Source organism: Mesorhizobium sp. 01N446 (assembly GCF_056399285.1).
The window spans coordinates 137,462-160,911 of sequence record NZ_JBFTRA010000010.1 but is presented as its reverse complement, the minus strand read 5'-3'; the positions used below and the strand labels follow the sequence as shown (position 1 = coordinate 160,911).

Here is a 23,450-nt window from a genome sequence, read left to right as displayed (position 1 = left end):
TAATTTGCTATGACACGCTATCGTCGGCCTTGGCCTCGATCCCCAAATGGCTTCGGCATGGTCCGAATTCGCAAGGCAATGGTGTAGTTGATGAATAGTTTTGAGCGGCGCGAAGATGCACGGCTGGTCAGGGGCACAGGACGTTTCGTTGACGATGACCATTCGGTAAGCCATCTGCACCTTGTTTTTGTAAGATCACCTTACGCACACGCGAATATTATTTCGATTGACCTTTCGACTGCGCTAGCAATGGAAGGTGTCGTCACCGCCTTCACGGGTGAAGACGTCAAGGCGCTGACAGTTCCGTATCAGGAGTTTTCTCAAGGTCCGCTTGGGCCGATCATCGACTATGGCATTGCTGTCGAAACGGTGAAATTCCAAGGCGAGCCCGTGGTTTGTATTGTCGCGCGCTCACCCGAAATCGGGGTCGATGCAGGCGAGTTGGTGCGTATCGAATACGAGCCGCTGCCAGTGGTCATCGACGTCGAAGATGCGATTACTGACAAAGTGGTGATACATCAGGAGTCCGGTACGAATCTGGTGTGGGGCGGCAAATTCGACTGGGGTGACGTCGATGGAGCCTTCGCTTCCGCGGCCCATGTCATCGAGATCGAGAAGCTTTATTTTCATCGTTTCTCAAGCACGCCGCTCGAATGCTGCGGCGTGATTGCCCGCTGGGATCGGGATGACGGCGTCGATTTTCTGACCGGCCTGATGCAGCCCGGAATCACGCAGCAATACATTGCGCCTGTCCTCGGGCTGCCGCCGGAGAAGATCCGCATCAGGACACGCGATATCGGCGGGGCCTTCGGTGTCAGGCAGGGCATCTTCACTTACATGACCTTAGCGGCGATCGCCTCGCGCAAGGTTGGCGGTCGGTCGGTGAAGTGGGCGGAGACACGCAGCGAGCATCTGGTCAGCAGCTCTCATGGCAGCGACCGTACTTTTCTGAACACACGCGTTGCGCTCGACGAAAACGGCGTCATCCTTGCTATCGACTCGACGCATATAGACGACGGTGGTGCCTATCCGCGCTACGAGCCGTTGGGCGGCGTGATCTGGTCCCAGGTTGCGCCAGGCAACTATCGACTGCAGAACCTGCGTATCGATTTCAGCCAGGTGTCCACCAACAAATGTCCCACCGGCTCCAATCGCGGTTACTCGCGCATGCAGCATATCTGGTTCCTTGAGCGCGTGGTGGACATCTGCGGTCATCAGCTCGGTATCCCTGCCGATGAGATTCGTCGGCGCAATTACGTTCCTGAAATGCCTTGGACGACGCCCAACGGCTGCGTCTACGACAGCGGCGACTATGCGAAAATGCTGGAATCCGCCAAGGCGCTTGTCGGATGGGACGAATGGCGTGCGAAGCAGAAGACGATGCGCGCCGAGGGTAAGCTGATCGGCATCGGCATCGGGACGACGCTCGATTCCGGCACCAATAATTTCGGCCAGTCCAAGATCATCACGCCCTATTCTCCCTTCTCTGGCAATTCAGAAGGGGCAGGGGTCCGTATTGACGGCGGGGGCATGGTAAACGTGGCGATGGGGTCGGTGCCGCAAGGCCAGAGCCACGAAACGGTGGCGGCCCAGGTGGTCGCTGCCGAACTGGGCATCCCACTCGAATTCATTCATGTCGAAAGCGGATTTGACACGCAGCGTGACGTTCACACGCCTTTTTCGGGCACCTATGCGAGCCAGTTCGTGGTCAGCTCGCTGTCGGCTGTGCATGGCGCGGTGGACAAGCTGAGGGCCGAATTGGTCGAGCTTGCTTCGATCGTGACGGGCAATGATGTCGCCGGACTCAAGGTTGGGACAGTCAATGGCCAGCCGGTGGTGATGACCGAAGACGGGTCGACCGCGCTCACCTTCGGGCAATTGTGGGCGCGTCTCTACCTGGAAGGCGGTACGCTGCCGAAGGAAGCGGGGCACCTCACGCTCGCCTGCAAGCACGTCTACCGTCCGCCCTTCGAGATTCCGGACCTGGATCGAAAATATGGCAACCTGACGCTGACTTATGCCGCACAACTGCATGTCGTGGTCGTCGAGATCGATGAGTTGACGTCGGCCGTGCGTATCCTGGACTATGCGGCGATGGACGATTGCGGACGAGTGATAAACCACACGATCGTGAGGGGGCAGGTCAACGGCGCCATAGCCCACGGCATTGGCGCGGCGCTGATGGAAAGCTTGCGCTACGACGAAAACGGCAACCTGCTTACCGCTACTTTCAGCGATTACACGCCTATCACCATCATGAACATGCCGCGGGTCAAGCTGGGCAATATGGAATCGCCTTCGCCCTTCACGTACAACGGCGCCAAGGGCATGGGGGAGGGCGGCGGCTGTGCGCTGCATGCACTGTCGTCCGCCCTTCAGGATGCCCTTGTAGGCAATGGGATCATCGTCCAGCGCTCTCATTATTCGCCGAGCGAACTCTACGACCTCATCTCGTCCCACGTTGGGAGCGCTGTTGTGCGCAAGCATACGGCTGCTGTTGGCAGCAGCGCATCCGCGGTCTGCGCGGTTGAACAGCACGAAAACCAGCTACAATGAAGTCGGTGCCGATGGCGTTTAGAGACGATCTTGGCTCCGACCAACTGGTCGATTTGCTGCGCGGCAACATTTTGCGCTGTGTGTTGAAGCCTGGTTCGCGGCTGGTACTCGATGAACTAAAGGCACGCTTTGGCTTCGGAGCGAGCCCGCTTCGGGAAGCCCTGATGCAGCTCGTTGCTGACGGTTTGGTGGTATTCGAGGCCAACCGGGGATTTCGCGTGGCGCCCCTTTCAAAGGGTCATTTTGACGATGTCGCGCGCGTCCGTACGGCGCTCGACGTGACCGCAGTAACTTGGGCGCTCGAACACGGCTCGATCGAATGGGAGGTCAGGCTGGTGGGCGCGTTTCATCGCCTCGCCAGCCTGCGCAAGTCCTCCGAAACGACCATGGAGGGTGAGTGGAGCGCGGCACACCGGTCATTCCACAGCGCGCTCGTTTCCGGATGCGAATCGCCAACGTTGCTGCAGCTTACGGCTTCTGTGTTCGACCATATCGAACGCTACATCGCGCTTTCGGTAACCCTGGAGGGAACGATCCGCGACGGCATGATGGAGCATGAAGCCATCATGAAGGCAGCCTTGGACCGAGACCTCGCGAAAACGCTGGATCTTCTTCACGCCCACAACCGACGCACCGAAGACACGGTGAACGCATATCTCCTCGAAAACGGTGGAGAATGATCGTGGCGCAAACGGACAAGATGCCGGTGAACTTCGGGACAACGCTGGCTCGGGCATCAGTCGCGCCTCGGCGTTCATGACGCCGCCGACCGGAATCACCGGCTAGTACCGGACGGTCCGATATCGAGTGAAGGGCAGTGAAGGCCGCCGCAATCAGCCGATGGCCGTATGCGTTTCTGCGGGCCTTGTCGTCATGATCACCGACTGGACCGCTAGCAACGCATTCGCGTGTGCCTGGCAGCTCCGCATCTCGGCTGTCCTGAACGGGACCTTCCAAAGATTTTGCGTCGATGGACGCCTTTGCGGCAGGCGTTCCAGTCAAGGCGGGAAAAACGGGATCGAGCCAAAGCTGGCCGTGAGCGCGGTATGGGCAATGTGAGTTTGCCGTAAGGAGGACAGGAATGACGAGCTTTGACGCAATCCTCGTAGGCGGCGGCCACAACGCGCTGGCCTGTGCGTCGCATCTCGCGCAACGCGGCTGGAAGGTTGGGGTGTTCGAGCGCAACGCAGTCTGCGGCGGCGCCGTACGCACCGAGGAACTCACCCTTCCGGGCTATCGGCACGATCTCGGCGCGATGAACCTGAACCTTTTCGCCGGTTCTGCCTTCTACCGCGCCTATCAGGAGAAGCTCGTTGCGGCAGGTCTTGCCTTCGCGCCGGCATCGGATTGCTTCGCCAGTGTCTTCCCGAACGACAAATGGTTCGGCGTCAGCAGCGACCTAAACCGCAATCTGTCACGGCTCGTAAATCTCTCGCACCGCGATGCCGAACAATGGCGCCGCCTCGCCGAGCGGTTCCCGAAGGACTCTGGGCCGCTCCTGCGTCTGCTTGGATCGCCAATGACGGCCTGGGGGCTGATGGCAACGGCGTGGGCAATTTGGCGTGCCAAGGGGGGGCGAGGTTCGCTCGAGATGTTGCGGTTCCTGCTCTCCTCCTCTCGCGAATGGCTGGATCAAAACTTCGAAAGTCCGGAAGTGCGCGCGACCATGGCCGCCTGGGGCATGCATCTGGATTTTGCTCCAGACATTCCAGGCGGAGCGATTTTCCCCTATCTGGAATCCATGGCCAGCCAGGCTTTTGGATTGGTGTTGGGCAAAGGCGGCGCCGACACCATGATCAAGGCGATGGAAACGCTGATCACCTCGGCGGGAGGCGTCATCCGCACCAATGCAGATGTCGCGACGATTAGCGTCAACGGCAATCGTGCGACCGGCGTTGTGCTTGCGTCAGGCGAGCAGGTGACCGCCTCCAAGGCCGTCATCGCCGGCGTCACGCCTTCCGCGCTGCTTGGATTGCTCGGCGGCAGTTCGGGCAATGCCGGCTTCGACCAGGCCATGGGCAAGTTCAGACATGCGCCAGGCACCCTGATGGTCCATCTCGCGACGAAGGACCTCCCGAATTGGCGCGCCAGCGAGGAGCTTCGCCGTTTTGCCTACGTGCACATCGCACCCTCGCTTGACCAAATGGCGCGCGTCTACCAGCAGGCGGTCGCAGGCATCATGCCGGCGGAGCCGGTGCTCGTGGTCGGCCAGACGACCGCGATCGACCCCGGCCGGGCTCCCGAAGGCAATCACATCCTTTGGATCCAGGTGCGCATGCTTCCGAGGATCATCGAAGGCGACGAAGCCGGCACTATCGATTCACCCGACTGGGGTTTGGCCAAGGAGGCCTACGCGGACCGCGTCGTTGCGATCATTGAAAAGCACGCACCTGGGTTTACGGAAAGCATAATGGCGCGGGAGGTCTTTTCGCCGCTCGACCTGCAGTCAATGAACGCCAACCTGGTTGGAGGCGATGGACTGGGCGGCAGCCACCATCTGGCGCAGAACTTCCTTTTTCGTCCGGCGGCGGGCCGCGCCAACGGCAGCACCCCCGTTCGCAATCTTCATCTGGTCGGCGCGTCCGTCTGGCCGGGAGCAGGCGTTGGCGCCGGATCCGGCTTCCTGCTGGCCCAGAACCTCGCTGGAAAGTGAGCGGGAGCGCTCCCGACGAGGCCAACGGTTGTTGCATTGAACGCAAAGACCAAGTTTTCCAGCCGCATTGTCCGACCCCTTGGAACAACTAAGATTGCCGAAAAAGCAGCGTGTGGCATGGCTTTGGCCAAGGTCTCATCAGACAGGGCGCGTTATCGGACGGCTGCTTCGGTACGCAACAGCGACAGGGGAACCAAGATGCTAATCAACAGACGAAAAGTGCTCGGCTACGGCGCAGGTGCGCTCGGTGCGGCAACGCTCGGTATGCCGAACCTTGTTCGAGCCCAGTCAAGCGATCTCACGATCGCGTATAATGTGAACCTTCCCTCCTGGGATCCGACAGCCGGCCCGTCGTCTGTCAACCCGACCATCCAGGGTCTCTACCAGTCTGTGTTCGACCAGATCATCCTGCAGAAGCCCGACCTGTCGCTTGACAAGGGGCTGATCACGCAATGGGGCTGGAGCGATGACCGCAAGAAGGTCATAATGAACATCCGCGATGGTGTGACCTGGCACGACGGGTCGCCGTTTACCGCCGAAGACCTTGCATGGTCGCTCGACCGCGCGGGTAAGCCCGAGACAGGCAACCCGATTCAGTCGATCTGGAAGACGGCCACCAACTTCAAGACCGACGGCAACAAGGTCACTGGCGACGTGGTGACGTTTGACCCAACCTACTTCAAATGGATGTCGTTCCTCACCGGCTATGTGCTGCCGAAGGCTTACTATCAGAAGGTCGGACCGGAAGGCTTCGAGGCAAAGCCGATCGGAACCGGACCCTATATGGTCGACAAATTCGAGCGCAACGCTTTCATGCGGCTGAAGGCTAACCCTCATTACTGGGGCGGCAAGCCGGCTTTCCAGGATGTCACAATTCGATTCGTGACCGACACGGCAAGCCGGGTAGCTGAGATCGAATCCGGATCGTCCCAGGTGACCCTCGAAGTTCCCTATGAGGAGTATGACCGGCTAATGGCCGCGGGCAATCTTGCCGGCTCGTGTACAAATATCTCCGACATCGGGATGGTTTTCTTCAACAACAAGGACGCCATGCTGGACAAGAACGTCCGTCAGGCAGCCGTGATGGCCGTTGACAAGAAGCTACTGGTCGACCGCCTGCTGCGCGGCTACGGACGGCCGATCGATACGTTGCAGACACCGGAATACGTGGGCTTCGATCCGTCCATCAAGATGGAACACAATCCGCAGAAGGCGAAGGAGTTGCTCGCCGCTTCAGGCTATTCGCCGGAAAAGCCGGTCAAGTTCACCATCCAGACGACCAAGGGCTTCAAGCCCAAGGACTATGAAATGATCCAGGCGATCGTTGGCATGTGGCGCAAGGTCGGCATCGAGGCCACGATCGAAGTCTACGAAGTCGCCAAGCATTTCGAACTGCGCGAGGCGCACAAGCTGGCGACTGCCGCCTTCTATAACTGGGGCAATTCGATGGGCGATCCATCAAGCTCGACCGGCTTTGCCATGTTCGGCCCGAGCCCGGGCTCGTCATGGAAAACGGCAGATCTCGATGCGAAGATCGGGCCGCTCTGGGGCGAGATGGACGAGGCCAAACGCATCGCCGGCTGGAAGGCGGTCGACAAATACATCGCCGAACAGGCCTATGTGCTGCCGCTTGTTCAATACGCCCAGCCGATCCTGCATTCGAAAAAGGTGAATGTCGTACCGCATGTTTCCGGCGCGCTCCTCCCGGCGCTCATGACACCGGCGGCTTAGGCCGCCGGTGTCATGAGCTTTGCGTGTCGGCTGGCTTGAAGCCCCTCCCTGATCGGGGGGGCAACCTGCTCGGCCATGCATGGCGCTTCTGAAGCAGCCATATCCCTATTACCTCTCTGGACTTTCCAATATGATCCTGAACCGACTGGTTCTTCGGCTGCTAACGATCGCAGCCACACTTTTGGGCGTCGCCGTCGTGGTCTTCGTCATTATCCGCGTGGCGCCCGGCGACCCAATCTCGATGATGCTTCCGCCCGGTGCGACCGATGCCGACATTGCCCGGCTGCGCGCGCTCTACGGGCTCGATAAGACCATTGTGCAACAGTTCTTCATCTGGCTGTCCGGCGTTTTGCACGGCAACTTCGGCACGTCGATCTCCTTGCGCCAGGATGTCATGACGCTGGTGCTCTCCAGGCTCCCGGCGACGCTTGAACTGTCGACGTTTGCACTACTGATCGCGCTGCTGATCGGCGTGCCTCTCGCTGTTCTTGGCACGCGCGAGCAGGGCACCGCTGCGGAGGGGGCGATCGATGTTGCCAACGGCGCGGTTATGTCCATTCCCGATTTCCTGTGGGGCCTGGTGCTGATCCTGCTGTTCGGCGTTCTGGCCCCCATCTTCTACATATCCGGTCGGGTCTCGCCGGATCTCAATCTGCAGTTTTCGACGCAATTCTATCTGCTCGAGAGCATCGTGCGGCTGCGCTTCGACGTGACGCGGGATCTGATGGGCCACATGGTCCTGCCGGCGCTGGCGCTGGCGCTGCCGCTGGCGGCAGTCATTTCGCGGCTGCTGAAGATGTCGCTCAAGGAGGTGGTCACGCTCGACTACGTGACGCTCGCCCGGGTCAAGGGGTTTTCGGAGACGCAGGTCATTCTGCGCGAGGCGCTGAAGAATGCCGCTTTGCCGACGCTGACGCTTGTCGGCGTGCAGTTCACCTTCCTCATCGGCGGCACCGTCATCGTCGAGCGGCTGTTTTCCTATGAGGGCCTCGGCAACATGGCGATCGACGCCGTCATCAACCGCGACCTGCCGCTGATTCAGGGCATCGTGCTGGTCTTCGCGCTGCTGTTCGTGCTGATCAACCTCAGCGTCGACATGATGTACGCGCTGCTCAATCCAAGGCTGCGCCATGGATGAGGGCCGCGCTCAAAGACGAGCTGTGTCGCCGCGTCTGTGGCTTGCCGGCGGTTGGCTGCTGCTGGCGCTTCTGGCGGCAATCTTCGCGCCGCTGGTCGCGCCGCAGGATCCGCTGGCGCAGGATTTGATGCTGGAACGGTTGCCGCCGTTCTGGATGGCCGGCGCCGAACCTGGCTATTGGCTCGGCACCGACAGCCTCGGCCGCGATCTGTTGTCGCGACTGATCTTCGGCGGCCGCATCGCCTTCATCGTCGCTTTTGCCGCGGCCATCGCCGCCTGCCTGGTCGGCTCGATGCTGGGGCTCATAGCCGGCTATTTCGGCGGCTGGGCCGACCGCATCATCTCGCGCATCGTCGATGTCTGGATGGCGTTTCCGCCGGTGCTGTTCGCCATCCTTTTGGTTGCGGTGCTCGGCACGGGCTTGAGCTCCGTCATCCTCGCCATCGCCATCATCGACTGGACGCGCTTCTGCCGGGTGATCCGTGCCGAGACGATGGGCCAGTCGCGCATGGACTATGTCGAGAATGCCCGCATCGCCGGCTATGGCCGCATCGGCATCATGCTGCGCGAAGTGCTGCCCAATGTGGTGCCGTCAATCGTGGCGCTGCTGTCGCTGGAAATGGGCATAGCCGTCATCGTCGAGGCGATCCTGTCCTTCGTCAATCTGTCGATCTCGACCGACGACCCGACCTGGGGCGGCATCATCGCCGAGGGCCGGCTGTCGATCCATCAGGCCTGGTGGGTGCTGGTGTTCCCGCTGATCACGCTCATTCTCACCGTGCTGTCGTTCAGCCAGTTCGGCGAGGCGTTGAAGACGCGCTTCGACCCGGTGCTGCGATGAGCGCGGTCTGCCTTGACATCGCCAATCTGAGCGCCGTGCTGCCCAACGGCCAGCGCGTGCTGCGTTCTGTGTCGCTCTCCGTCCAACCCGGCGAGGTCCGCGCGTTGGTCGGCGAAAGCGGCGCCGGCAAGACAATGATCGGCAAGGCTGTGCTCGGTGTGCTGCCGTCGAGCGTGCGCATCGTCGAAGGCGATATGTTGCTCGAGGGCGAAGACCTCGGCAAGTTGCCGCCCAAGGCGCGGCGCACGCTGATTGGGGCACGCACGGCGCTAATCCCGCAGGACCCGCTGACCGCGCTCAACCCGTCGCGCCGCATCGGCTCGCAGATGACCGACCGGCTGGTGCGCATCCTCGGCTGGAGTGGCGAGAAGGCCGATACCCGCATTCGCCAGTTGCTCGACGAGGTGCAGATCCGCGACCCCGACCGCGTGCTCAAAAGCTATCCGCACGAACTGTCCGGCGGCATGCGCCAGCGCGTGCTGATCGCCGCCGCCTTCGCCGCCGAGCCACGGCTGATCGTCGCCGACGAGCCGACCACGGCGCTCGACGTCACCGTGCAGAAGCAGATCCTGCGGCTGATCGCACAATTGCAGCGCGAGCACGGCACCGCGATCCTGTTCGTCACCCATGATCTCGGCGTCGTCGCCAAGATCAGCCAGAAGGTGTCGGTGCTCTATGCCGGCAAGGTGGTGGAAGAGGCCGAGACGGCAGCTCTCTTCGCCGCCCCGCAACACCCCTATACGCGAGCGTTGATGGCGGCGACGCCACGCTACACCGATCCATATGCTTCGCTAAAACCCGTGGACGAGGCGGTGCTGGCCGGGCTTGCCGCCGAGATCACAGCCGCGGACCAGGCCTGGAGGCGCCCGCATGGCTGAGCCGCTGTTTTCCGTGCGTGGGCTGAAGGTCGCGCTCCCCGACATGACGCGCAAGCCGCTGTTTGGCCGCGCGCCATTGGCCCAGATCCTGAAAGGCCTGGATTTCGACCTGCCCAGGGGCTCGGTAACCGGCATCGTCGGCGAATCCGGGTCGGGCAAGTCGACGCTCGGCCGTGCCTTGGTGCGTCTGCTGGAGCCCAGCGCCGGCAGCATCAGCTTCGAGGGCCTGGATATCACCCATCTGCCGGAAGCGGAGTTGAGACCTCTGCGCCGCAATCTGCAGATGATTTTTCAAGATCCGATGTCGTCGCTCAACCCGCGCCGCACCATCGCCAGCATCATCGCAGCACCGCTCAAGCAGAACGGTCTTGGCGACAATCTGAAAGGGCGCGTCGCTGAGGCGCTGCAACGTGTCGGGCTGCCGCAGAGCTTTGCCAGCCGCTACCGCCACGAACTGTCGGGCGGCCAGCGGCAGCGCGTCGGCATTGCACGCGCGCTGGCGCTGTCGCCGAAATTCGTGCTGGCCGACGAGATCGTCTCCGGGCTCGATGTGTCGACGCAGGCACAGATCCTGACCTTGCTGGAAAAGCTTGCCGCCGAGATGGGCCTGACCGTGGCCTTCATCAGCCACGATTTGTCTGTCATTCGGCGGCTGTGCCGGCAAGTCATCGTCATGCGCGAGGGCGTGATCGTCGAGGCCAGCGCCACCGAAGCCTTGTTCGAAAGCCCGAAGGAAGCCTACACGCGCGTCCTGCTCGGCGCCATTCCGCTGCCTGAAATCGATCCCGACTGGCTGCAGTCGCCGGCGAAGGCCCTGGAATAAATCCAACCGCACGCCGAACAGCGGGCTTCGGAAGTGCGCCATGACTTGCAAGCCTGCTAACGGAGGGTGATATGAAGATCGCAATCGCCAGCACGATGTTTGCCATCGGCTTGTTTGGCTCGATGGCAGCCGCTTCGGCTGGTTCAATGCCCGGCATGCGCGGGCACGACCACACCGGCATCACGGTTCCTGACATGAAGCAGGCGGTCGACTTCTTCACCGAAGTGGTCGGCTGCAAGAAGGCGATGTCGTTTGGCCCGTTTTCCGATGACAAGGGCACCTTCATGCAAGATCTGGCCGGCGTTGACCCGAAAGCGGTTATCGAACAGATCACGCAACTGCGCTGCGGCTATGGATCGAACATCGAGCTGTTCAAATACACCGCACCCGACCAGAAGGACCTTCATGCCAAGAACAGTGATATCGGGGGCTTCCACATCGCTTTCTACGTCGACGACGTCGCGGCCGTGAAGGCCTATCTGCAGGCCAAAGGCGTAGCAACACGGCTCGGGCCGCTGCCTGTCAAGGAAGGCCCTGCGGCCGGGCAGACCATTATCTATTTCCAGGCACCTTGGGGATTGCAGTTGGAAGCGATCAGCTATCCCGACGGCATGGCGTATGAAAAAGGCGCCGAGACTGTGCTGTGGAGCCCGAAAGAGCCAGCAAAGTGATGGGTTGATATGGTCCGGCTTGAGGTTTGCCCCTTGAGCTGAGCTCTTGATACTCGCGAAAAACGCGCCCGCGGACGCAACATCCGCTCTGGCCCTCTACCGCGAAATCAGGACCTCTGACCGGCCAGTCACTTCGGAATCAAATGATCTGCGGTCCAGATGATGGGTCAGCAGCCAGGCCACAATCGCTGAAACGGGTGACGGGTATGGTTGCCGGAGAACCGAATGACGTGCGGTTGAAAAATGTCGACGGTGAATGGATTGTCCAAATCGTCGAAAATGGAAAAGTAACTAGGCATTCATTCAAAACTCAAGTCGGTGCCGAGGGCTATGCTGAGTTCCAGCGCATAAAGCTCGGCCTACCTGGAAAGCCACCAATCTGGGAAGAGAACCTGCTCGAAAAGCGCCCTAAAAAGCTTCGCTAAACATAGGCAGTGGCGGCAACTAAGGCGTGTCGCGCTGAAACGGATTCTGGCGACACGCTTTAAGTCTTTGTTTTTATGCATGTCGTTGTCCCAGAACCGCTGCTTCTGGGCGACATGCATTAGTGATCCGTTGGGGCGACGGCTGGTTTCGGTAGGAGCGTGGTGCTCGATGCACTGATGCAGTGGATTTCGGCCGTGCCGATCCAGTGACTTCGACTTTCGCCAAGGAGGCGCGCAAACCACGTATGCGACGCTTCTTTGAACTCTCAGGGAAGGGCTATCGGTGCCACGACCGACCGCATCGTCATAAGCCTCTTGCTCAGAATGTGACGCAGGGGTGGATTGCAGGTCAAGGGGTGGCATTGCGTAGCAGGTGTTCGAGTGTTTCGATCAGGGCGAGCGCGCTCGCCGGCAGACGGCGACCGTTGCGTTTGATGATCTGCACACGGCTCGCTTGCAAGAGGGGGTCATCGATGGGCACGGCGACAAGGTCGCTTTTAGTCAGATGCTCCGGCACCGACGTTACCGACAGCACAGTCGCGCCGAGATTGGCAACCACGCAGTCAAGGATCGTCTGGATCGAATTGCTTGTCATCACAACGGGTATCCGGCGGCCCGTCTGTTCCTGAATTTCGGCTAGTTGTTGACGAACGCGGAACCCAATGTCGGGAAGGATAATCCTGTGGCCGGCGAGCTCATCCAGCGAAATGCTGGCGCGTCCCGCCAGTGCGTGTTCGGGCCGGCAGATCAGGCAGGTGGGCTGTGAGAAAGAGTTGATGACGCGTATCCTTGGATCGCCGGTCGGCCCCATGACGACACCAAAATAGCATTCATCCTCGGCCACCAGCGGGATGATTTCCCGCGAAGACAGGCTGCGAACCGAAATCGAGATCTGGGAGTAGCGTTTCGAAAAACTTGCCAGTGCCTCAGCGAAGATCGTCCGCAACAGTCCAGTCCCGATCGCCACGTCGAGATGGCCGCTGCGCAAGCCCTTCAGGTCGTCAAGTTCCGTGAGTAGGGTCTCTCGCTGTGAAGCTCGATCGCGGTAGTATTCCAGAACACGCGCCCCGGCCGCCGTGAGGCGCACGACGTGACGCCCTCGCTCGATAAGGTCGATGCCGAGCTCTTCCTCGAGGCTGGCTATGTGCCGGCTGATCGAGGAAGGGGCAATGTCCAACGATTCGCTTGCCGCGCGCATCGTGCCGAGCCTGTAGGCTCGATACAGATAATCGATGCGTTCATCCTTGAACTCCCGCGACGTGTTGCTCTCAAGGGAGATGTCGGACGTTGCGCCAATTCTCCTCGTCGATTTCAGTGCTTTCTCCTAACTCTGCAATCCGGCTGGCGTGCCCTTGTTACTTAGCAGTTTTGCCGCCGAAGAAATCCTTGAATGACGCCGCGCCCCTCGCGACCAAACCAGGCTGGACAGCGACCGCGCCTCCTGGAGGTCCGCCGAGTGCGTTTTGGGCAGCCTGCGCGAGCGATTTGATTTGCCGATTTGCCAGGGGGATGAGGATGCCCTGCGCCAACGATGCGAGTTTGCCGCTAACGATCGCTTCGACCGTCCAGTCGACGCGACTGCCGACCCCCAGCGGCTCGATCTCAAATGTCATCTTAGCGTCCATTATGCCCAGCGCATGACGCCCACTCAATTGATATTTGACGAATGTCGGGCGCTCGGCGCTGATCCGCTTGGTCTGGACATCTGATTTTCCGCGGATTTGTGGCACGCCGACTTCCAGTGTCACTGTGAATTCGGTTTCGGACGTCTTGGTGAGCCCCTTGAAGTAGGGGAGGATCGGCGCGAACTTGTCCGGGTCGGTTATGAAATCATAGACTGCTTCGGGCTCGGCTGCGGCCTCGAACTGCCCGTTGAGATTGACGTTCATTACTAGTTCTTTCCCATCTGGGATGCAGCGAGTACTGCATCGACTATTGGCGTGTAGCCCGTGCAGCGGCATGTGTTGCCGGCGAGACCCTTGCGAACCGCCGTTTCATCAGGGTTGGGATTCTCAGCAAGCAGCGAGGTTGCCGAGATCAGGAAGCCGGGCGTACAAAAGCCGCATTGCAGCGCATGATTTTCAGAAAAGCATTTCTGGAGGACGCTGAGTGTGCCGTCCTTGGCCGCAAGTCCCTCCACGGTGCGAATCGTCTTACCGTCGGCCTGGACAGCCAACAACGTGCAGGATTTGGCCGCGCGCCCGTCCAGGAGAATCGTGCATGCTCCGCAATAGCTGGTGTCACAGCCAATGTGGGTGCCGGTCAGTTCGAGTGAATGCCGGAGGAATTCGACCAGCAGCATCCGGGGCTCGACTTGCGCTTCTATGGCCTTGCCATTCACCGTGAGCCGGATTGTCTTCTTGTGCGTGTTCATGGCGTGCGGACTATCCATAATAGTGGTGAGTATCCCTGACCTCGATGCCGGCTCGCCGGCGAGCGATGACATCGAACGCGCGAATGACAAGACCGCGTGCCAAATTGCGCTTGTAGGCTTCCGAGCCCTTGTTGTCGGAAAGCGGCTCAACGAATTGTGACGCCGCGTCGCCGATCAGCTTTGCAAGTGCCTCATTGAACACCTTGCCGGCGGCGATCTCGTTGGCCGCGTCGAACGGCAGGGCGGTGAGGCCCAGGCAGCCGAATCCGATTCTCAGTGAACGGACGATGTCGCCATCCAGATTGACCTGCAGGGCGCAGCTAGCGGTCGGATAGGCCGGCGCCGAGCGCTTGAAGGCAACGAAGGTCCCGATCCCGTCGAGCGATTCACGCGGGATAGCGATGCGCGTGATGATCTCGCCCATGGCGAGCGCGGGCGTATAGGCGTCCGCCAGCAGAGTGCGGATCGGCTGCACACGGGTGCCCTCCGAGCCCTCGCAGAGGGCTACGGCATCGAGGGTCGTCAGCAAGGCCGGCCAGCAAGCGCAGGGATCAGCCTCGGCGATGCTTCCGCCGATGGTGCCCATGTTGCGGACCTGGGCATCGGCGATGCCAAGCGCGCAGTCCTGAATGATGGGATAGGTCTTGGCCGCCTCTGACTTGCCCGCAACCCCATGCCGCGTGAGCGCGCCGATCTCGATCAGGTCGTCGCCGAGCGTCACCTCGTCCGCGCCCTGGATACCGGTGAGATCGATAAGGAGTTTCGGCGCGAGAAGCCGGAGCTTCATCATCGGAATCAGAGTCTGGCCGCCAGCCATCAACTTGGCGTCGGACCCTCCGTCTACCAGCGCAGCGGATGCTTCCGAGAAGCTTGCCACTTTGATGTAGTCGAAACGGCTTGGATACATGCGCGACCTCTGCCACTTGTTTGGGCCGATTTAGCCATCGAACAGGCCGGGTATCAATGCAGCCACGTGTCTTGTTGGTTGCGCCGGCCGCAATGCGAATGAATGCGCATTGCGCAACAAATTGTCCGGACGCCGGCATCGAATGGCCGCTCAGGCCTGTCGTATATCCAATTCAAGACACGACGATGCCGTGGCATTCAACCTGTAACAACGCTGGGACTTTTGTAATGACGTTAGCGCCGGATGGCCTCGAGCTTGGTCCGATCGGAGATAAGATCATTTTTGAAAACAGCCAAGTCCGGGTATGGAGCCTGGAACTGGCGCCGGGCCAACTACAGCGCTGGCACGAACATCACCATACCTATCTCGTCATTCCGATCACCGCAGGCGAGAACGTGATGGAATTCGTCAGCGGCCGCATCGTGAATACACACGAGCAGCCGGGGCAGGCGCTCTACAGGCAGCCGGGCGAACCGCACCAACTGCGCAATACGAGCACCTTCCACTATCGAAATGTCTTGGTCGAGCTGCTCGATCAGCCGAAGGCCGCCATCTAGGTGATCCCGCAAAACAAACGAATAACGGAAACAGCAAATGGCGAGTTCTGACGCAACCATTCCAGGCACGCCAAACGGCATGCCTTCACTCGAAGAACTGCTCGTGGACACCAACGCGATGGAATGGCGGGCGAAGTCGTTGCCTGGCGTTTTTGAGAAGATGCTCTGGCGCGATGAGGCAACCGGCGCCTCTGTTGCCCTCATCAAATTCGCCAAAGGCGCCAGCATCCCTTCGCCGCATATGCACGCTTCGAACCAGATGATGTTCTGCCTATCTGGGCATTACGAATACACGTCGACCGGCGTGACGCTGAGGGCCGGCTCCTTCTATCTCAACCCCAAGGGCAATGTTCACGGCCCGACGCTCGCTCATGAAGAGACGGTCGTCGTGGAGATCTATGACGGCCCTCATTATCCGAAGATGCCGGACTGGTATACGGACGAGCAGGACGCACGATGACGAAGCACCGTGTGCCTGTCGCCGATCTCGTCGCGTTCGCGGCGTCGCTCTTCGTCACGAAGGGCGTGCGGCCCGACGATGCCCGCTACGTATCGCAATGCCTTGTGTTGGCGGATCAGGAGGGTGTCCCGTCCCATGGCGTCATGCTCGTGCCGATGTACCTGTCGCGGCTAGAGGCGGGCTCGGTTGATGCCAGGTCACAAGGCCAGGTGGTCTCACGCAAGGGCGGTGTTGCCGTCGTCGACGCGGAAAACGGGCTAGGGCAACTGACTTCTCGAACGGCTATCGCCCTGGCGCTGGACGGCGCCCGGGAGCATGGCCTCGGTGCGGTCGCGGTCAGGCGTGGCTTCCACTTCGGCACAGCCGGGCATTGGGCGAGCGAACTTGCTCGGGCAGGCTGCGTCGGCATCGTCCTTTCCAACACGCGTCCGTTGATGCCGGGTGTTGGCGGGGCCGAGCCACTCGTAGGTAACAACCCGCTGGCAATCGCGGTGCCTGCCCCGGATGAGCCGGTGGTCCTCGACATGGCGCTGAGTGCCGCCGCGATGGGCAAAATCAGAATCGCCGCCGCTGCCGGCCGCGCCATTCCCGGGGACTGGGCAACCGACAAGAACGGCGTTCCCACCACCGATCCCGCCGCCGCCATCGAGGGAATGCTGCTGCCCGCGGCTGGCCCGAAAGGCTTTGGGCTGGCGGTGATGATTGATCTGCTTGCTGGTGGCCTTTCGTCTGGCGGCGTCGGCTCCGCGATCAAGCCTTTGTATGGCGATCCAGGCCAACCCTATGACTGCGCGCATTTCTTCCTTGCAATCCAGGTCGATGCGTTCCGGTCGCCTGCGTCTTTCGAGGGACTGGTCGGCGAGGTGATAGAGCGCATCCGGACCTCGCGCCCGGTTGACCCTGCTTCTCCAGTCATGGCGCCGGGCGATCCCGCCAGCAATGCGCGGCGGCTCGCCAAAAAGGACTGTCCGGTTGATCCGGCGACGCTGCGTAGCCTTGAACAGGCGGCTCAGCGAGCCAACGTGCCATTTCCGTTTTCCAATCCAACCTAGCGAGGCCGACATGCCCAAGAAATCCATCACATCCAGTAAACTGGCCGTTCCGAACGGCCACTTTTCGCAGGCCAGCATCACGGAAGCCAAGGGCAAGCTGCTGTTCATCTCCGGTATGACCGCCCGCAAGGCAGACGGCACAATCGCCGGCATTGGCGACGTTTCGRTCCAGACGCGCCAGGTTCTCGATAACGTCAAGGCGGCCGTGGAGGAGGCCGGCGGCACTCTGGAGGACATCTGCCGGGTAGACGTCTATGTCCGCAACATCGAGCATTTTGACGCGATCCATAAGGTCCGCCGCGAATATTTTCCGAATGAGGCCCCTGCGTCGACAATGGTTGAGGTCAGCAAGATGGTAAAGCCCGAATATCTGATCGAGATCAGCGCCATCGCTGTACTTTACTAATCGGAGTTGATCCTCAATGCGGTTTGCTTCCATTCGGCACAAGGAGCGCGTCCTGCCGGCGCTGATCGATCACGGCAAGGCTGTGCTTCTGGAGGATGTCGCTCCGGACGTCGTTGGCATCATTGAAATGGGCGCGCAAGGGCTGGCGGCCGCGAAGGCGGCGCTGGCCGATGCGTCGCGCGCGCGCGTTGATGACTTTACCTTCGCCGCGCCGATTACGCGCTTCCGCCGTGACGTGTTGTGCTGCGGCTGGAACTACTGGGACCATTTCGAGGAAAGCAAGGGCAAGCGCGAGGGCCAGGACGTGGACCGTCCCAAAGCGCCGACCTTCTTCACCAAGAGCCCTTCGACGGTCATCGGCCCCTACGATCCAATCGCTTATGACTCCGGGATCTCCGCCAAATGGGACTATGAAGCCGAAATAGCCATTGTCATAGGCAAGGGCGGGCGCAGCATCGCGCGTGCGCAGGCGCTCGACCACATCTTCGGCATCACCTTGGCCAACGACGTCAGCCAGCGTGATTTGCAGCGCCGGCATGGCGGACAGTGGTTCAAGGGCAAAAGCGTCGACGGCACGATGCCGCTCGGGCCGACCCTCGTCACGCTGGACGAAATTCGCTTCGAAGACCTCTGGATCGAGTGCTATCTCAACGGCCAACGCGTTCAACATGCGTCAACCAAGCAAATGGCCTTCCCTATCGACGAACTCATCGCCGAACTCTCATTCGGCATGACGCTGTATCCCGGCGATGTGCTGCTAACGGGTACGCCGGCCGGCATCGGAAACGCGCGCGAACCTCCGATCTTCATGGGCGAGGGCGACCACGTGGTAGTTTCGGTGGATGGCATCGGAAGCTTGGACAATACGCTCGTCCACCTGGACCTTCGCGGACAAAGCGACGTGTCGCTCGCCTGATATGCGCTTTTCGCAGTGGCGGCAGGTCAAGCGACACCATTGGGAGCGTTCGACCATGAACACCAACTTTGATTACATCGTCGTGGGTAGCGGTATCAACGCGCTGGTCTGTGCCGCCATGCTGGGCGGCAAGGGACAGCGCGTACTGGTCTTGGAACGCAATGACCGCATCGGCGGCTGCATGCGCAGCGGGGAGATTACCGCGCCGGGCTTCGTCCACGACGTGATGGCAACGACCTTCATCCTGTTTGTGACCGGGCCCGCATATTCTGCGCTAGGATCCGATCTCGAGCGCCTTGGCGTGGAATTCTGCAATACTGATGTGCCGCATGCGGTGGTACTGCCCGACGGCCGACATCTGGTCATCAGGCGCGACCGGGATGATAATGTCCAGGCGCTGGACATGCTCGCCTCGGGCGATGGCGCGAATTATCGTCGGGACGTGGAAGGAATCGAGAGGGATGCGGCTTTGCTGTTCGGCCTGCTGGGCGGGCGCCTGTGGAGCTTCGCGACACTTAAGCTGCTGCTGACGGAAGCCTGGCGGCGCGGGCCACTCGGGCTCAAAGCCGTGGTTGGCAATGCACTGACGCCGGCCCGTTCCTGGCTCGAGTCGAGCTACCGCTCCGATGTCGCCAGGGCTCTGTGGGCCCCTTGGTCGCTTCATGCAGGCCTTGGTCCTGAGGATGCCTTTTCTGGCCAGATAGGCAAAGTTATCGGATTCTCGCTGGAGGCTGGTGGCTCGCCGGTTGTCAAGGGCGGGGCTGGCAAGCTGCTTTCCGCCTTCTCGACGTTGATCGCGGAGCGCAGAGGAACGATCAAGACGCAGGCCGACGTGGTGAGCGTGATCAGGACGGAAGGTCGCGCTACGGGAGTTCGCATTGCCTCGGGCGCGGAATTTTCCGCCGCGAAAGGGGTCATCTGCTCGATGACGCCGACCCAGCTGTATGAAAGGCTGCTTGGCGGTGCCCAAGTCATGAACGAGCCAGATGCGGTCGCGAACTATCGCCACGGCAAGGGCAATTTCCAGATGCACTACGCACTCGACCGCATGCCGGCCTGGAAGAACGCTGAACTGGCCCAGGCCGCGGTGGTGCATCTCACCGCCGGCATCGATGGGGTTTCCAAGGCTTGCAACGAAGCCTTACGCGGTATGCTCCCGGAACTGCCGACGATCTGCGTTCAGCAACCGCATGTGCTTGACCCGTCGCGCTGCCCGCCCGGCAAGGCCATCTTGTGGCTGCAAATGCCGGAGGCGCCCCGCTTCGTCAAGGGCGATGCGGCTGGCCAGCTGAGCTCGCCAGAAGACGGACGGTGGACCGAGAGCCTGCGCGAGGCCTATGCCGATCGGGTGGAGGCTATGCTTGCGGCGCATATCGACGGATTCCAGGAATCCGTAGTAGCACGTCGAGCCTATTCGCCCGCTGATATCGAAGCCATGAATATCAATCTGGTTGGCGGCGATCCTTACGGCGGCTCTTCCACCATCGATCAAGCGTTGCTGTGGCGGCCGTTCAAGCGCAGTGTCAACCACAAGACCGATGTCGAAGGGCTTTATTTGATCGGAGCCTCGACCCATCCAGGATCCGGGGTGGGCGGCGGTTCCGGCTTCCTGCTCGCGCAGCATCTGACGGGATGATGCGCAAGGCTAGGACCTGCCCGCTGTGCATAGCCGGCTACCAAGCTGACCCCAAACTATTGATTCGCCAAAATTGCGTTTCGGAACCGGTCGAGCCCGTCCTGCAAGACGGAACGGGGGCAAGCAAGGTTCAGCCGGACGTGGCCCTCGCCGCTGTCCACGAACATTTCGCCACCCTCGATGACAACACCGGCCCGTTCGAGGAAGAAGCGCGTCAGGTCGACCGAACCTGAGAAATACCCGCGCATGTCGATCCAGGCGAGATAGGTCGCCTCGGGAATACGCAACCTTGCATTCGGGAGATGCCCCCGCACAAACTCGTCTGCAAGTGCAAAGTTCCCATCCAGGTAGATCCGCAGTTCGTCCAACCATGCCTCGCCGCCGCGATAGGAACCGATCGCGGCCGCAAGGCTAATCGGGTTGATGAACGGATAGTGCAGTTCGTTCCATACCGCTCTTAGCGCCTCATCGGGGATGACGATTGTAGCAATCATCATGCCGGCGAGATTGAAGGTCTTACTCACCGCCATGCATGTGACGATCTCGCGGCTTTCCGGGAAAAGCTTGGCGAGGGGCGTGTGTTTGAGCCCGCAGCGAAGCAGGTCGCAATGGATTTCGTCGGAAATGATCTTCAAGCCGTGCTTGAAGCAGATTTCCGCGAGGCGCCGCAACTCGGCTTCGCTCCACAGCCGCCCGGTTGGATTGTGTGGGTGACACAGGAAGAAGACCTTGACCGAGATGTCCGCCGCCTTCTCTTCGAAATCTTTGAAATCGACCTCGTAGCGGCCATCATTGTTGATGAGCGGTGATGTGACCAATGTTCGGCCGCTCTTCACCGCAGCGTGCTTGAAGTAACCGTAGGAAGGGCTGAGAGTCAGCACTTTGTCGTGCGGTCCGCAGAGATAATTGACAAGGCCGAACAGTGCAGGAATGACACCGAGCGACAAGACCAGCTGCTCGCGCGGAAAGCTCCAACCGTGCCGGCGCTGGCACCAGGCGTGGAAGACGTCATAGAGTTGGTCGTCGTAGTTCATCGTATAGCCGAATATCGGATGCTTCAGCCGATTCAACATGGCATCCAGCGCGGCTTGTGGGGCGGCGAACTGCATATCGGCGACCCACATCTGGATGATGTCCTCTTTCGGCCGATCGAGCACGACGGGCGCGGTCCTCTGCGGGAAGAGATATTTCTCATACCCTTCAGCCGCCGACGCATTGCTATCGAGACGAGAAATCAGGCGGTCGAAATCGTGGTGCATTGGACACTAACCAGAAAGCGTGGGTGGATTGCGCTGACATCGTAACGCTGAAGCAGCTTATTGCGCGAATTGACATAATTCTTGCTAATGTTTTTGCCTCTGTAGCCAATCACTGGCAGATTCCACTAAGGAACGACGAAATGGATGAGATTGATTCCAAGATCCTTATAGAGTTGCAAAAAGACGGTCGGCTCACCAATCAAGAGTTAAGCGAGCGCGTGAATCTGTCACCCTCTCCATGCCACAGGCGCGTCCGGCTTTTGGAAGAAGCCGGCCTCATAGAAGGTTATGGTGCGCGGCTCAGCCATAGGGCCCTCGGAATGCCGATCATCGCCTTCATTCTGGTCCGGCTCGCGGCGCAGAGCAAAAGCGCCATGGCAGAATTCGAGGTGGGTATCCGCCGAACATCCGAGATCACCGCCTGTTATCTCATGTCAGGACGGCAGGATTATCTACTTCAGGTGTTCACCGCCTCATTGGATAGTTATGAAGAATTCGTGCGCAACAAACTCTCAGAGCTGCCGGGCATCGGGTCCTGGGAGACCAATTTCGTGTTTGGCGAAATCAAGAAGAGCTTCCTGACGCCGAAAATAGATTCACGTTGACCTCTGTGCAGACAGGGAGAACCAGAAATCTGCCTCCATCCGAGATGGCGCCCGAGCGCCGTTGCCGTTCGCGTGCGAAGCGCTCCTCCTGGAGTGCCGAAGCAGATCACCTAGCCCGCAAGCCGCTCGTCGGCGACCGAAACACCCCAGGCGTTCATGGCATTCAGCACGCCACTGAGCGTCATGCCCACAGGTGTCAATTCATAGACAACTCTTGGCGGTGTCTCGGCAAAAGCGGTCCGGGTGACAATGCCATGTTGCTCAAAACGTTTGAGCCGATGGGTGAGCGTGTGCGCGCTTACGCCGTCCAATGCTGTTTTTAGTTCATTGAACCGTCGTGGACCCACGAGCAGTTCTCGAACGATCAGCGTTGCCCAAGGTCCGTCCAGCAACAGCAGGCAGCGTTCAACACCACACTCTGGAAGACAATGATCAGCCATGCTCGCTTTCCGCTCTAAATAATTCTGCGTGGTGTCCATTAGTGCATTTGACGTAACCGATGCACAGAATGCACTGATGCCGCTTTCTAACAGCTTGCCGAGATAATGCCCATGTCTTTCATCATCCACGGTGCCACCGGCGCACAAGGTGCGCCCCTGTTCGAGCGCCTCAAAACGACAGGAAAATCGGTCAAGGCAGCATCGCGCAATGCCGAGAATGGCGACCATGCGGTGACTGCCGATGCCGCGTCCACGGACTCTCTGATCAGCGCATACGACCAGGCCGAAGGCATTTTCGTGCACCTGCCCCAGGCTCCGGAGGCCCTGCGCCAAAGCTATGCCGACAACATCGTTGCGGCCGTCCGCGCTGGGCGACCGTCGCGTGTGGTAATTTCGACCAGCGGTGCGGTTGTGGATACGCCAGACAGCCCGCTGCAGGCGCCCGCCGATTCCGCCATCATGACACTGATCAACGGCGTCAAGGGCAGTGGCGTTTCAAATGCTATCGTTGCGCCCCGGCTGTACCTTGAAAACCTGCTGCTCCCGATGGTCTCTGCGACAGTCACCTCAGCGGGCGTTCTGCGCTACCCAATTCGGCCTGACTATGCCGTTTCGTGGAGCTCCCATGCGGACGTGGCCAAGGTGGCAGAACGCCTGCTGCTGGACAGGACATTGACGGGCGTTGTCGGCATCGGTCACTTGCCCGGGCTGCTTGGTGCGGATCTGGCGGCCGGCTTCAGCAAGCATTTTGGCCGCAACGTGACTTTTGAAGCGCAAACGCCCGAAGCGTTTGGGGATTTGATCGAGCCTTTCTTTGGCCCGGCATTTGCCGGCGTCGTTCAGTTCTACCAGACGCATTGGCAGGCTCCTGCGAACACGATCGATACAAGGACCAGTTCGAAAACCCTGTTGGGGATCGAACCGGTTAGTGTCCAGACATGGCTGGCGAACTCTCTGGGCCGCTAACCCAAGCATCGTCGCAATGGCTATTCCGGGTCGATGGCCGAGTACCTGCTGGGAATAGTCAGACATCTGGAAGATATCGGTATCCACGATCCCTGGCTTTGGCGATGCAAGCGCTGGTGGCCGAGCGCATCGAAGCTGCCTGCGTAACCGGCCGCT

General features: G+C 60.4%; 24 protein-coding genes. 18 read left to right on the top strand and 6 right to left on the bottom strand.

All coding sequences use genetic code 11. The annotated features are described in order from the left end of the window. The first annotated feature begins 90 nt into the window (after nucleotides 1–90). The 10 genes from AC1DPX_RS29795 (at nucleotide 91) to AC1DPX_RS29750 (ending at nucleotide 11,716) form a co-directional block, all read left to right on the top strand. Entirely contained in the window at nucleotides 91–2,556 is a 2,466-nt protein-coding gene (locus AC1DPX_RS29795) for a xanthine dehydrogenase family protein molybdopterin-binding subunit (RefSeq protein WP_477241181.1), read from the top strand. Next, complete coding sequence (locus AC1DPX_RS29790; protein WP_477241179.1) at nucleotides 2,553–3,236, top strand: GntR family transcriptional regulator; 684 nt, start codon at nucleotides 2,553–2,555, stop codon at nucleotides 3,234–3,236. The genes AC1DPX_RS29795 and AC1DPX_RS29790 overlap by 4 nt, the downstream gene beginning before the upstream one ends. A gap of 401 nt (nucleotides 3,237–3,637) precedes the next feature. Further along, nucleotides 3,638–5,209: a phytoene desaturase family protein gene (locus AC1DPX_RS29785; protein WP_477241177.1), complete on the top strand. Its 1,572-nt coding sequence runs from the start codon at nucleotides 3,638–3,640 to the stop codon at nucleotides 5,207–5,209. A 198-nt stretch (nucleotides 5,210–5,407) separates the two neighbouring features. Continuing rightward, a complete protein-coding gene (locus AC1DPX_RS29780; RefSeq protein ID WP_477241175.1) occupies nucleotides 5,408–6,940 on the top strand; it encodes an ABC transporter substrate-binding protein in 1,533 nt (510 codons plus the stop codon). Nucleotides 6,941–7,070: 130 nt separating this feature from the next. After that, on the top strand, nucleotides 7,071–8,078 hold the full coding sequence (locus AC1DPX_RS29775; RefSeq protein ID WP_477241173.1) for an ABC transporter permease: 1,008 nt from the start codon (nucleotides 7,071–7,073) through the stop codon (nucleotides 8,076–8,078). Further along, nucleotides 8,071–8,919 (top strand): ABC transporter permease, encoded by an 849-nt coding sequence (locus AC1DPX_RS29770; RefSeq protein WP_013527973.1) that lies wholly within the window; start codon nucleotides 8,071–8,073, stop codon nucleotides 8,917–8,919. Before AC1DPX_RS29775 ends, AC1DPX_RS29770 begins: the two co-directional genes overlap by 8 nt. Beyond that, complete coding sequence (locus AC1DPX_RS29765; protein WP_477241171.1) at nucleotides 8,916–9,797, top strand: ABC transporter ATP-binding protein; 882 nt, start codon at nucleotides 8,916–8,918, stop codon at nucleotides 9,795–9,797. Before AC1DPX_RS29770 ends, AC1DPX_RS29765 begins: the two co-directional genes overlap by 4 nt. Then, the gene (locus AC1DPX_RS29760; RefSeq protein WP_477241169.1) at nucleotides 9,790–10,620 is read left to right on the top strand and encodes an ATP-binding cassette domain-containing protein; all 831 of its coding nucleotides are present in this window, start codon (nucleotides 9,790–9,792) and stop codon (nucleotides 10,618–10,620) included. Before AC1DPX_RS29765 ends, AC1DPX_RS29760 begins: the two co-directional genes overlap by 8 nt. 71 nt (nucleotides 10,621–10,691) lie before the next feature. Further along, nucleotides 10,692–11,291: a VOC family protein gene (locus AC1DPX_RS29755; protein ID WP_477241167.1), complete on the top strand. Its 600-nt coding sequence runs from the start codon at nucleotides 10,692–10,694 to the stop codon at nucleotides 11,289–11,291. 206 nt (nucleotides 11,292–11,497) lie between these two features. After that, nucleotides 11,498–11,716: a hypothetical protein gene (locus AC1DPX_RS29750; RefSeq protein WP_477241165.1), complete on the top strand. Its 219-nt coding sequence runs from the start codon at nucleotides 11,498–11,500 to the stop codon at nucleotides 11,714–11,716. 349 nt (nucleotides 11,717–12,065) lie between these two features. On the opposite strand, the gene AC1DPX_RS29745 is transcribed toward AC1DPX_RS29750, so the two are convergent. From AC1DPX_RS29745 to AC1DPX_RS29730, 4 genes are all read right to left on the bottom strand, one after another. Beyond that, nucleotides 12,066–12,941 (bottom strand): LysR family transcriptional regulator, encoded by an 876-nt coding sequence (locus tag AC1DPX_RS29745; protein WP_477228708.1) that lies wholly within the window; start codon nucleotides 12,939–12,941, stop codon nucleotides 12,066–12,068. 130 nt (nucleotides 12,942–13,071) lie between these two features. Further along, nucleotides 13,072–13,605: a CoxG family protein gene (locus tag AC1DPX_RS29740; protein ID WP_477241163.1), complete on the bottom strand. Its 534-nt coding sequence runs from the start codon at nucleotides 13,603–13,605 to the stop codon at nucleotides 13,072–13,074. A gap of 2 nt (nucleotides 13,606–13,607) precedes the next feature. Next, nucleotides 13,608–14,090, bottom strand: coding sequence for a (2Fe-2S)-binding protein (locus AC1DPX_RS29735; protein WP_477241161.1), 483 nt, complete (start codon nucleotides 14,088–14,090; stop codon nucleotides 13,608–13,610). Between the two features lie 10 nt (nucleotides 14,091–14,100). Continuing rightward, a complete protein-coding gene (locus AC1DPX_RS29730) occupies nucleotides 14,101–14,997 on the bottom strand; it encodes an FAD binding domain-containing protein (protein ID WP_477241159.1) in 897 nt (298 codons plus the stop codon). 227 nt (nucleotides 14,998–15,224) lie between these two features. Here AC1DPX_RS29730 and AC1DPX_RS29725 point away from each other — a divergent pair, with 227 nt between their 5' ends. From AC1DPX_RS29725 to AC1DPX_RS29700, 6 genes are read left to right on the top strand one after another with little or no spacing between them, the layout of a single operon-like run. Beyond that, the gene (locus tag AC1DPX_RS29725; RefSeq protein ID WP_477241157.1) at nucleotides 15,225–15,554 is read left to right on the top strand and encodes a cupin domain-containing protein; all 330 of its coding nucleotides are present in this window, start codon (nucleotides 15,225–15,227) and stop codon (nucleotides 15,552–15,554) included. 37 nt (nucleotides 15,555–15,591) lie between these two features. Beyond that, on the top strand, nucleotides 15,592–16,014 hold the full coding sequence (locus tag AC1DPX_RS29720) for a cupin domain-containing protein (RefSeq protein ID WP_477241155.1): 423 nt from the start codon (nucleotides 15,592–15,594) through the stop codon (nucleotides 16,012–16,014). Next, on the top strand, nucleotides 16,011–17,066 hold the full coding sequence (locus tag AC1DPX_RS29715; RefSeq protein ID WP_477241153.1) for an Ldh family oxidoreductase: 1,056 nt from the start codon (nucleotides 16,011–16,013) through the stop codon (nucleotides 17,064–17,066). The genes AC1DPX_RS29720 and AC1DPX_RS29715 overlap by 4 nt, the downstream gene beginning before the upstream one ends. A gap of 10 nt (nucleotides 17,067–17,076) precedes the next feature. Beyond that, on the top strand, nucleotides 17,077–17,472 hold the full coding sequence (locus AC1DPX_RS29710) for a RidA family protein (protein WP_477241151.1): 396 nt from the start codon (nucleotides 17,077–17,079) through the stop codon (nucleotides 17,470–17,472). A 16-nt stretch (nucleotides 17,473–17,488) separates the two neighbouring features. Further along, nucleotides 17,489–18,388 carry a fumarylacetoacetate hydrolase family protein gene (locus AC1DPX_RS29705; protein ID WP_477241149.1) on the top strand — a complete coding sequence of 300 codons (900 nt, stop codon included), beginning with the start codon at nucleotides 17,489–17,491 and terminating at the stop codon, nucleotides 18,386–18,388. 55 nt (nucleotides 18,389–18,443) lie between these two features. After that, nucleotides 18,444–20,024 carry a phytoene desaturase family protein gene (locus AC1DPX_RS29700; protein ID WP_477241147.1) on the top strand — a complete coding sequence of 527 codons (1,581 nt, stop codon included), beginning with the start codon at nucleotides 18,444–18,446 and terminating at the stop codon, nucleotides 20,022–20,024. 56 nt (nucleotides 20,025–20,080) lie between these two features. Here the strand turns inward: AC1DPX_RS29700 and AC1DPX_RS29695 are convergent, their stop codons facing one another. After that, nucleotides 20,081–21,283 (bottom strand): MalY/PatB family protein, encoded by a 1,203-nt coding sequence (locus AC1DPX_RS29695; protein WP_477241145.1) that lies wholly within the window; start codon nucleotides 21,281–21,283, stop codon nucleotides 20,081–20,083. Nucleotides 21,284–21,423: 140 nt separating this feature from the next. Between AC1DPX_RS29695 and AC1DPX_RS29690 the strand changes: the two genes are divergently transcribed. Next, nucleotides 21,424–21,888, top strand: a complete 465-nt coding sequence (locus AC1DPX_RS29690; protein WP_477241143.1) for an Lrp/AsnC family transcriptional regulator — start codon at nucleotides 21,424–21,426, stop codon at nucleotides 21,886–21,888. Between the two features lie 110 nt (nucleotides 21,889–21,998). Here the strand turns inward: AC1DPX_RS29690 and AC1DPX_RS29685 are convergent, their stop codons facing one another. Beyond that, complete coding sequence (locus tag AC1DPX_RS29685; RefSeq protein ID WP_477241141.1) at nucleotides 21,999–22,457, bottom strand: winged helix-turn-helix transcriptional regulator; 459 nt, start codon at nucleotides 22,455–22,457, stop codon at nucleotides 21,999–22,001. Between AC1DPX_RS29685 and AC1DPX_RS29680 the strand changes: the two genes are divergently transcribed. Further along, nucleotides 22,440–23,294: an NmrA family NAD(P)-binding protein gene (locus AC1DPX_RS29680; RefSeq protein ID WP_477241139.1), complete on the top strand. Its 855-nt coding sequence runs from the start codon at nucleotides 22,440–22,442 to the stop codon at nucleotides 23,292–23,294. The two genes, AC1DPX_RS29685 and AC1DPX_RS29680, sit on opposite strands and share 18 nt — an antisense overlap. Nucleotides 23,295–23,450 lie beyond the last annotated feature (156 nt).

Bases quoted from the DNA above. Each gene is read 5' to 3' on its own strand.
- AC1DPX_RS29795 (WP_477241181.1), top strand. From the start codon at position 91: ATGAATAGTTTTGAGCGGCGCGAAGATGCACGGCTGGTCAGGGGCACA.
- AC1DPX_RS29790 (WP_477241179.1), top strand. From the start codon at position 2,553: ATGAAGTCGGTGCCGATGGCGTTTAGAGACGATCTTGGCTCCGACCAA.
- AC1DPX_RS29785 (WP_477241177.1), top strand. From the start codon at position 3,638: ATGACGAGCTTTGACGCAATCCTCGTAGGCGGCGGCCACAACGCGCTG.
- AC1DPX_RS29780 (WP_477241175.1), top strand. From the start codon at position 5,408: ATGCTAATCAACAGACGAAAAGTGCTCGGCTACGGCGCAGGTGCGCTC.
- AC1DPX_RS29775 (WP_477241173.1), top strand. From the start codon at position 7,071: ATGATCCTGAACCGACTGGTTCTTCGGCTGCTAACGATCGCAGCCACA.
- AC1DPX_RS29770 (WP_013527973.1), top strand. From the start codon at position 8,071: ATGGATGAGGGCCGCGCTCAAAGACGAGCTGTGTCGCCGCGTCTGTGG.
- AC1DPX_RS29765 (WP_477241171.1), top strand. From the start codon at position 8,916: ATGAGCGCGGTCTGCCTTGACATCGCCAATCTGAGCGCCGTGCTGCCC.
- AC1DPX_RS29760 (WP_477241169.1), top strand. From the start codon at position 9,790: ATGGCTGAGCCGCTGTTTTCCGTGCGTGGGCTGAAGGTCGCGCTCCCC.
- AC1DPX_RS29755 (WP_477241167.1), top strand. From the start codon at position 10,692: ATGAAGATCGCAATCGCCAGCACGATGTTTGCCATCGGCTTGTTTGGC.
- AC1DPX_RS29750 (WP_477241165.1), top strand. From the start codon at position 11,498: ATGGTTGCCGGAGAACCGAATGACGTGCGGTTGAAAAATGTCGACGGT.
- AC1DPX_RS29740 (WP_477241163.1), bottom strand. From the start codon at position 13,605: ATGAACGTCAATCTCAACGGGCAGTTCGAGGCCGCAGCCGAGCCCGAA.
- AC1DPX_RS29735 (WP_477241161.1), bottom strand. From the start codon at position 14,090: ATGAACACGCACAAGAAGACAATCCGGCTCACGGTGAATGGCAAGGCC.
- AC1DPX_RS29730 (WP_477241159.1), bottom strand. From the start codon at position 14,997: ATGTATCCAAGCCGTTTCGACTACATCAAAGTGGCAAGCTTCTCGGAA.
- AC1DPX_RS29725 (WP_477241157.1), top strand. From the start codon at position 15,225: ATGACGTTAGCGCCGGATGGCCTCGAGCTTGGTCCGATCGGAGATAAG.
- AC1DPX_RS29720 (WP_477241155.1), top strand. From the start codon at position 15,592: ATGGCGAGTTCTGACGCAACCATTCCAGGCACGCCAAACGGCATGCCT.
- AC1DPX_RS29715 (WP_477241153.1), top strand. From the start codon at position 16,011: ATGACGAAGCACCGTGTGCCTGTCGCCGATCTCGTCGCGTTCGCGGCG.
- AC1DPX_RS29705 (WP_477241149.1), top strand. From the start codon at position 17,489: ATGCGGTTTGCTTCCATTCGGCACAAGGAGCGCGTCCTGCCGGCGCTG.
- AC1DPX_RS29700 (WP_477241147.1), top strand. From the start codon at position 18,444: ATGAACACCAACTTTGATTACATCGTCGTGGGTAGCGGTATCAACGCG.
- AC1DPX_RS29695 (WP_477241145.1), bottom strand. From the start codon at position 21,283: ATGCACCACGATTTCGACCGCCTGATTTCTCGTCTCGATAGCAATGCG.
- AC1DPX_RS29690 (WP_477241143.1), top strand. From the start codon at position 21,424: ATGGATGAGATTGATTCCAAGATCCTTATAGAGTTGCAAAAAGACGGT.
- AC1DPX_RS29680 (WP_477241139.1), top strand. From the start codon at position 22,440: ATGTCTTTCATCATCCACGGTGCCACCGGCGCACAAGGTGCGCCCCTG.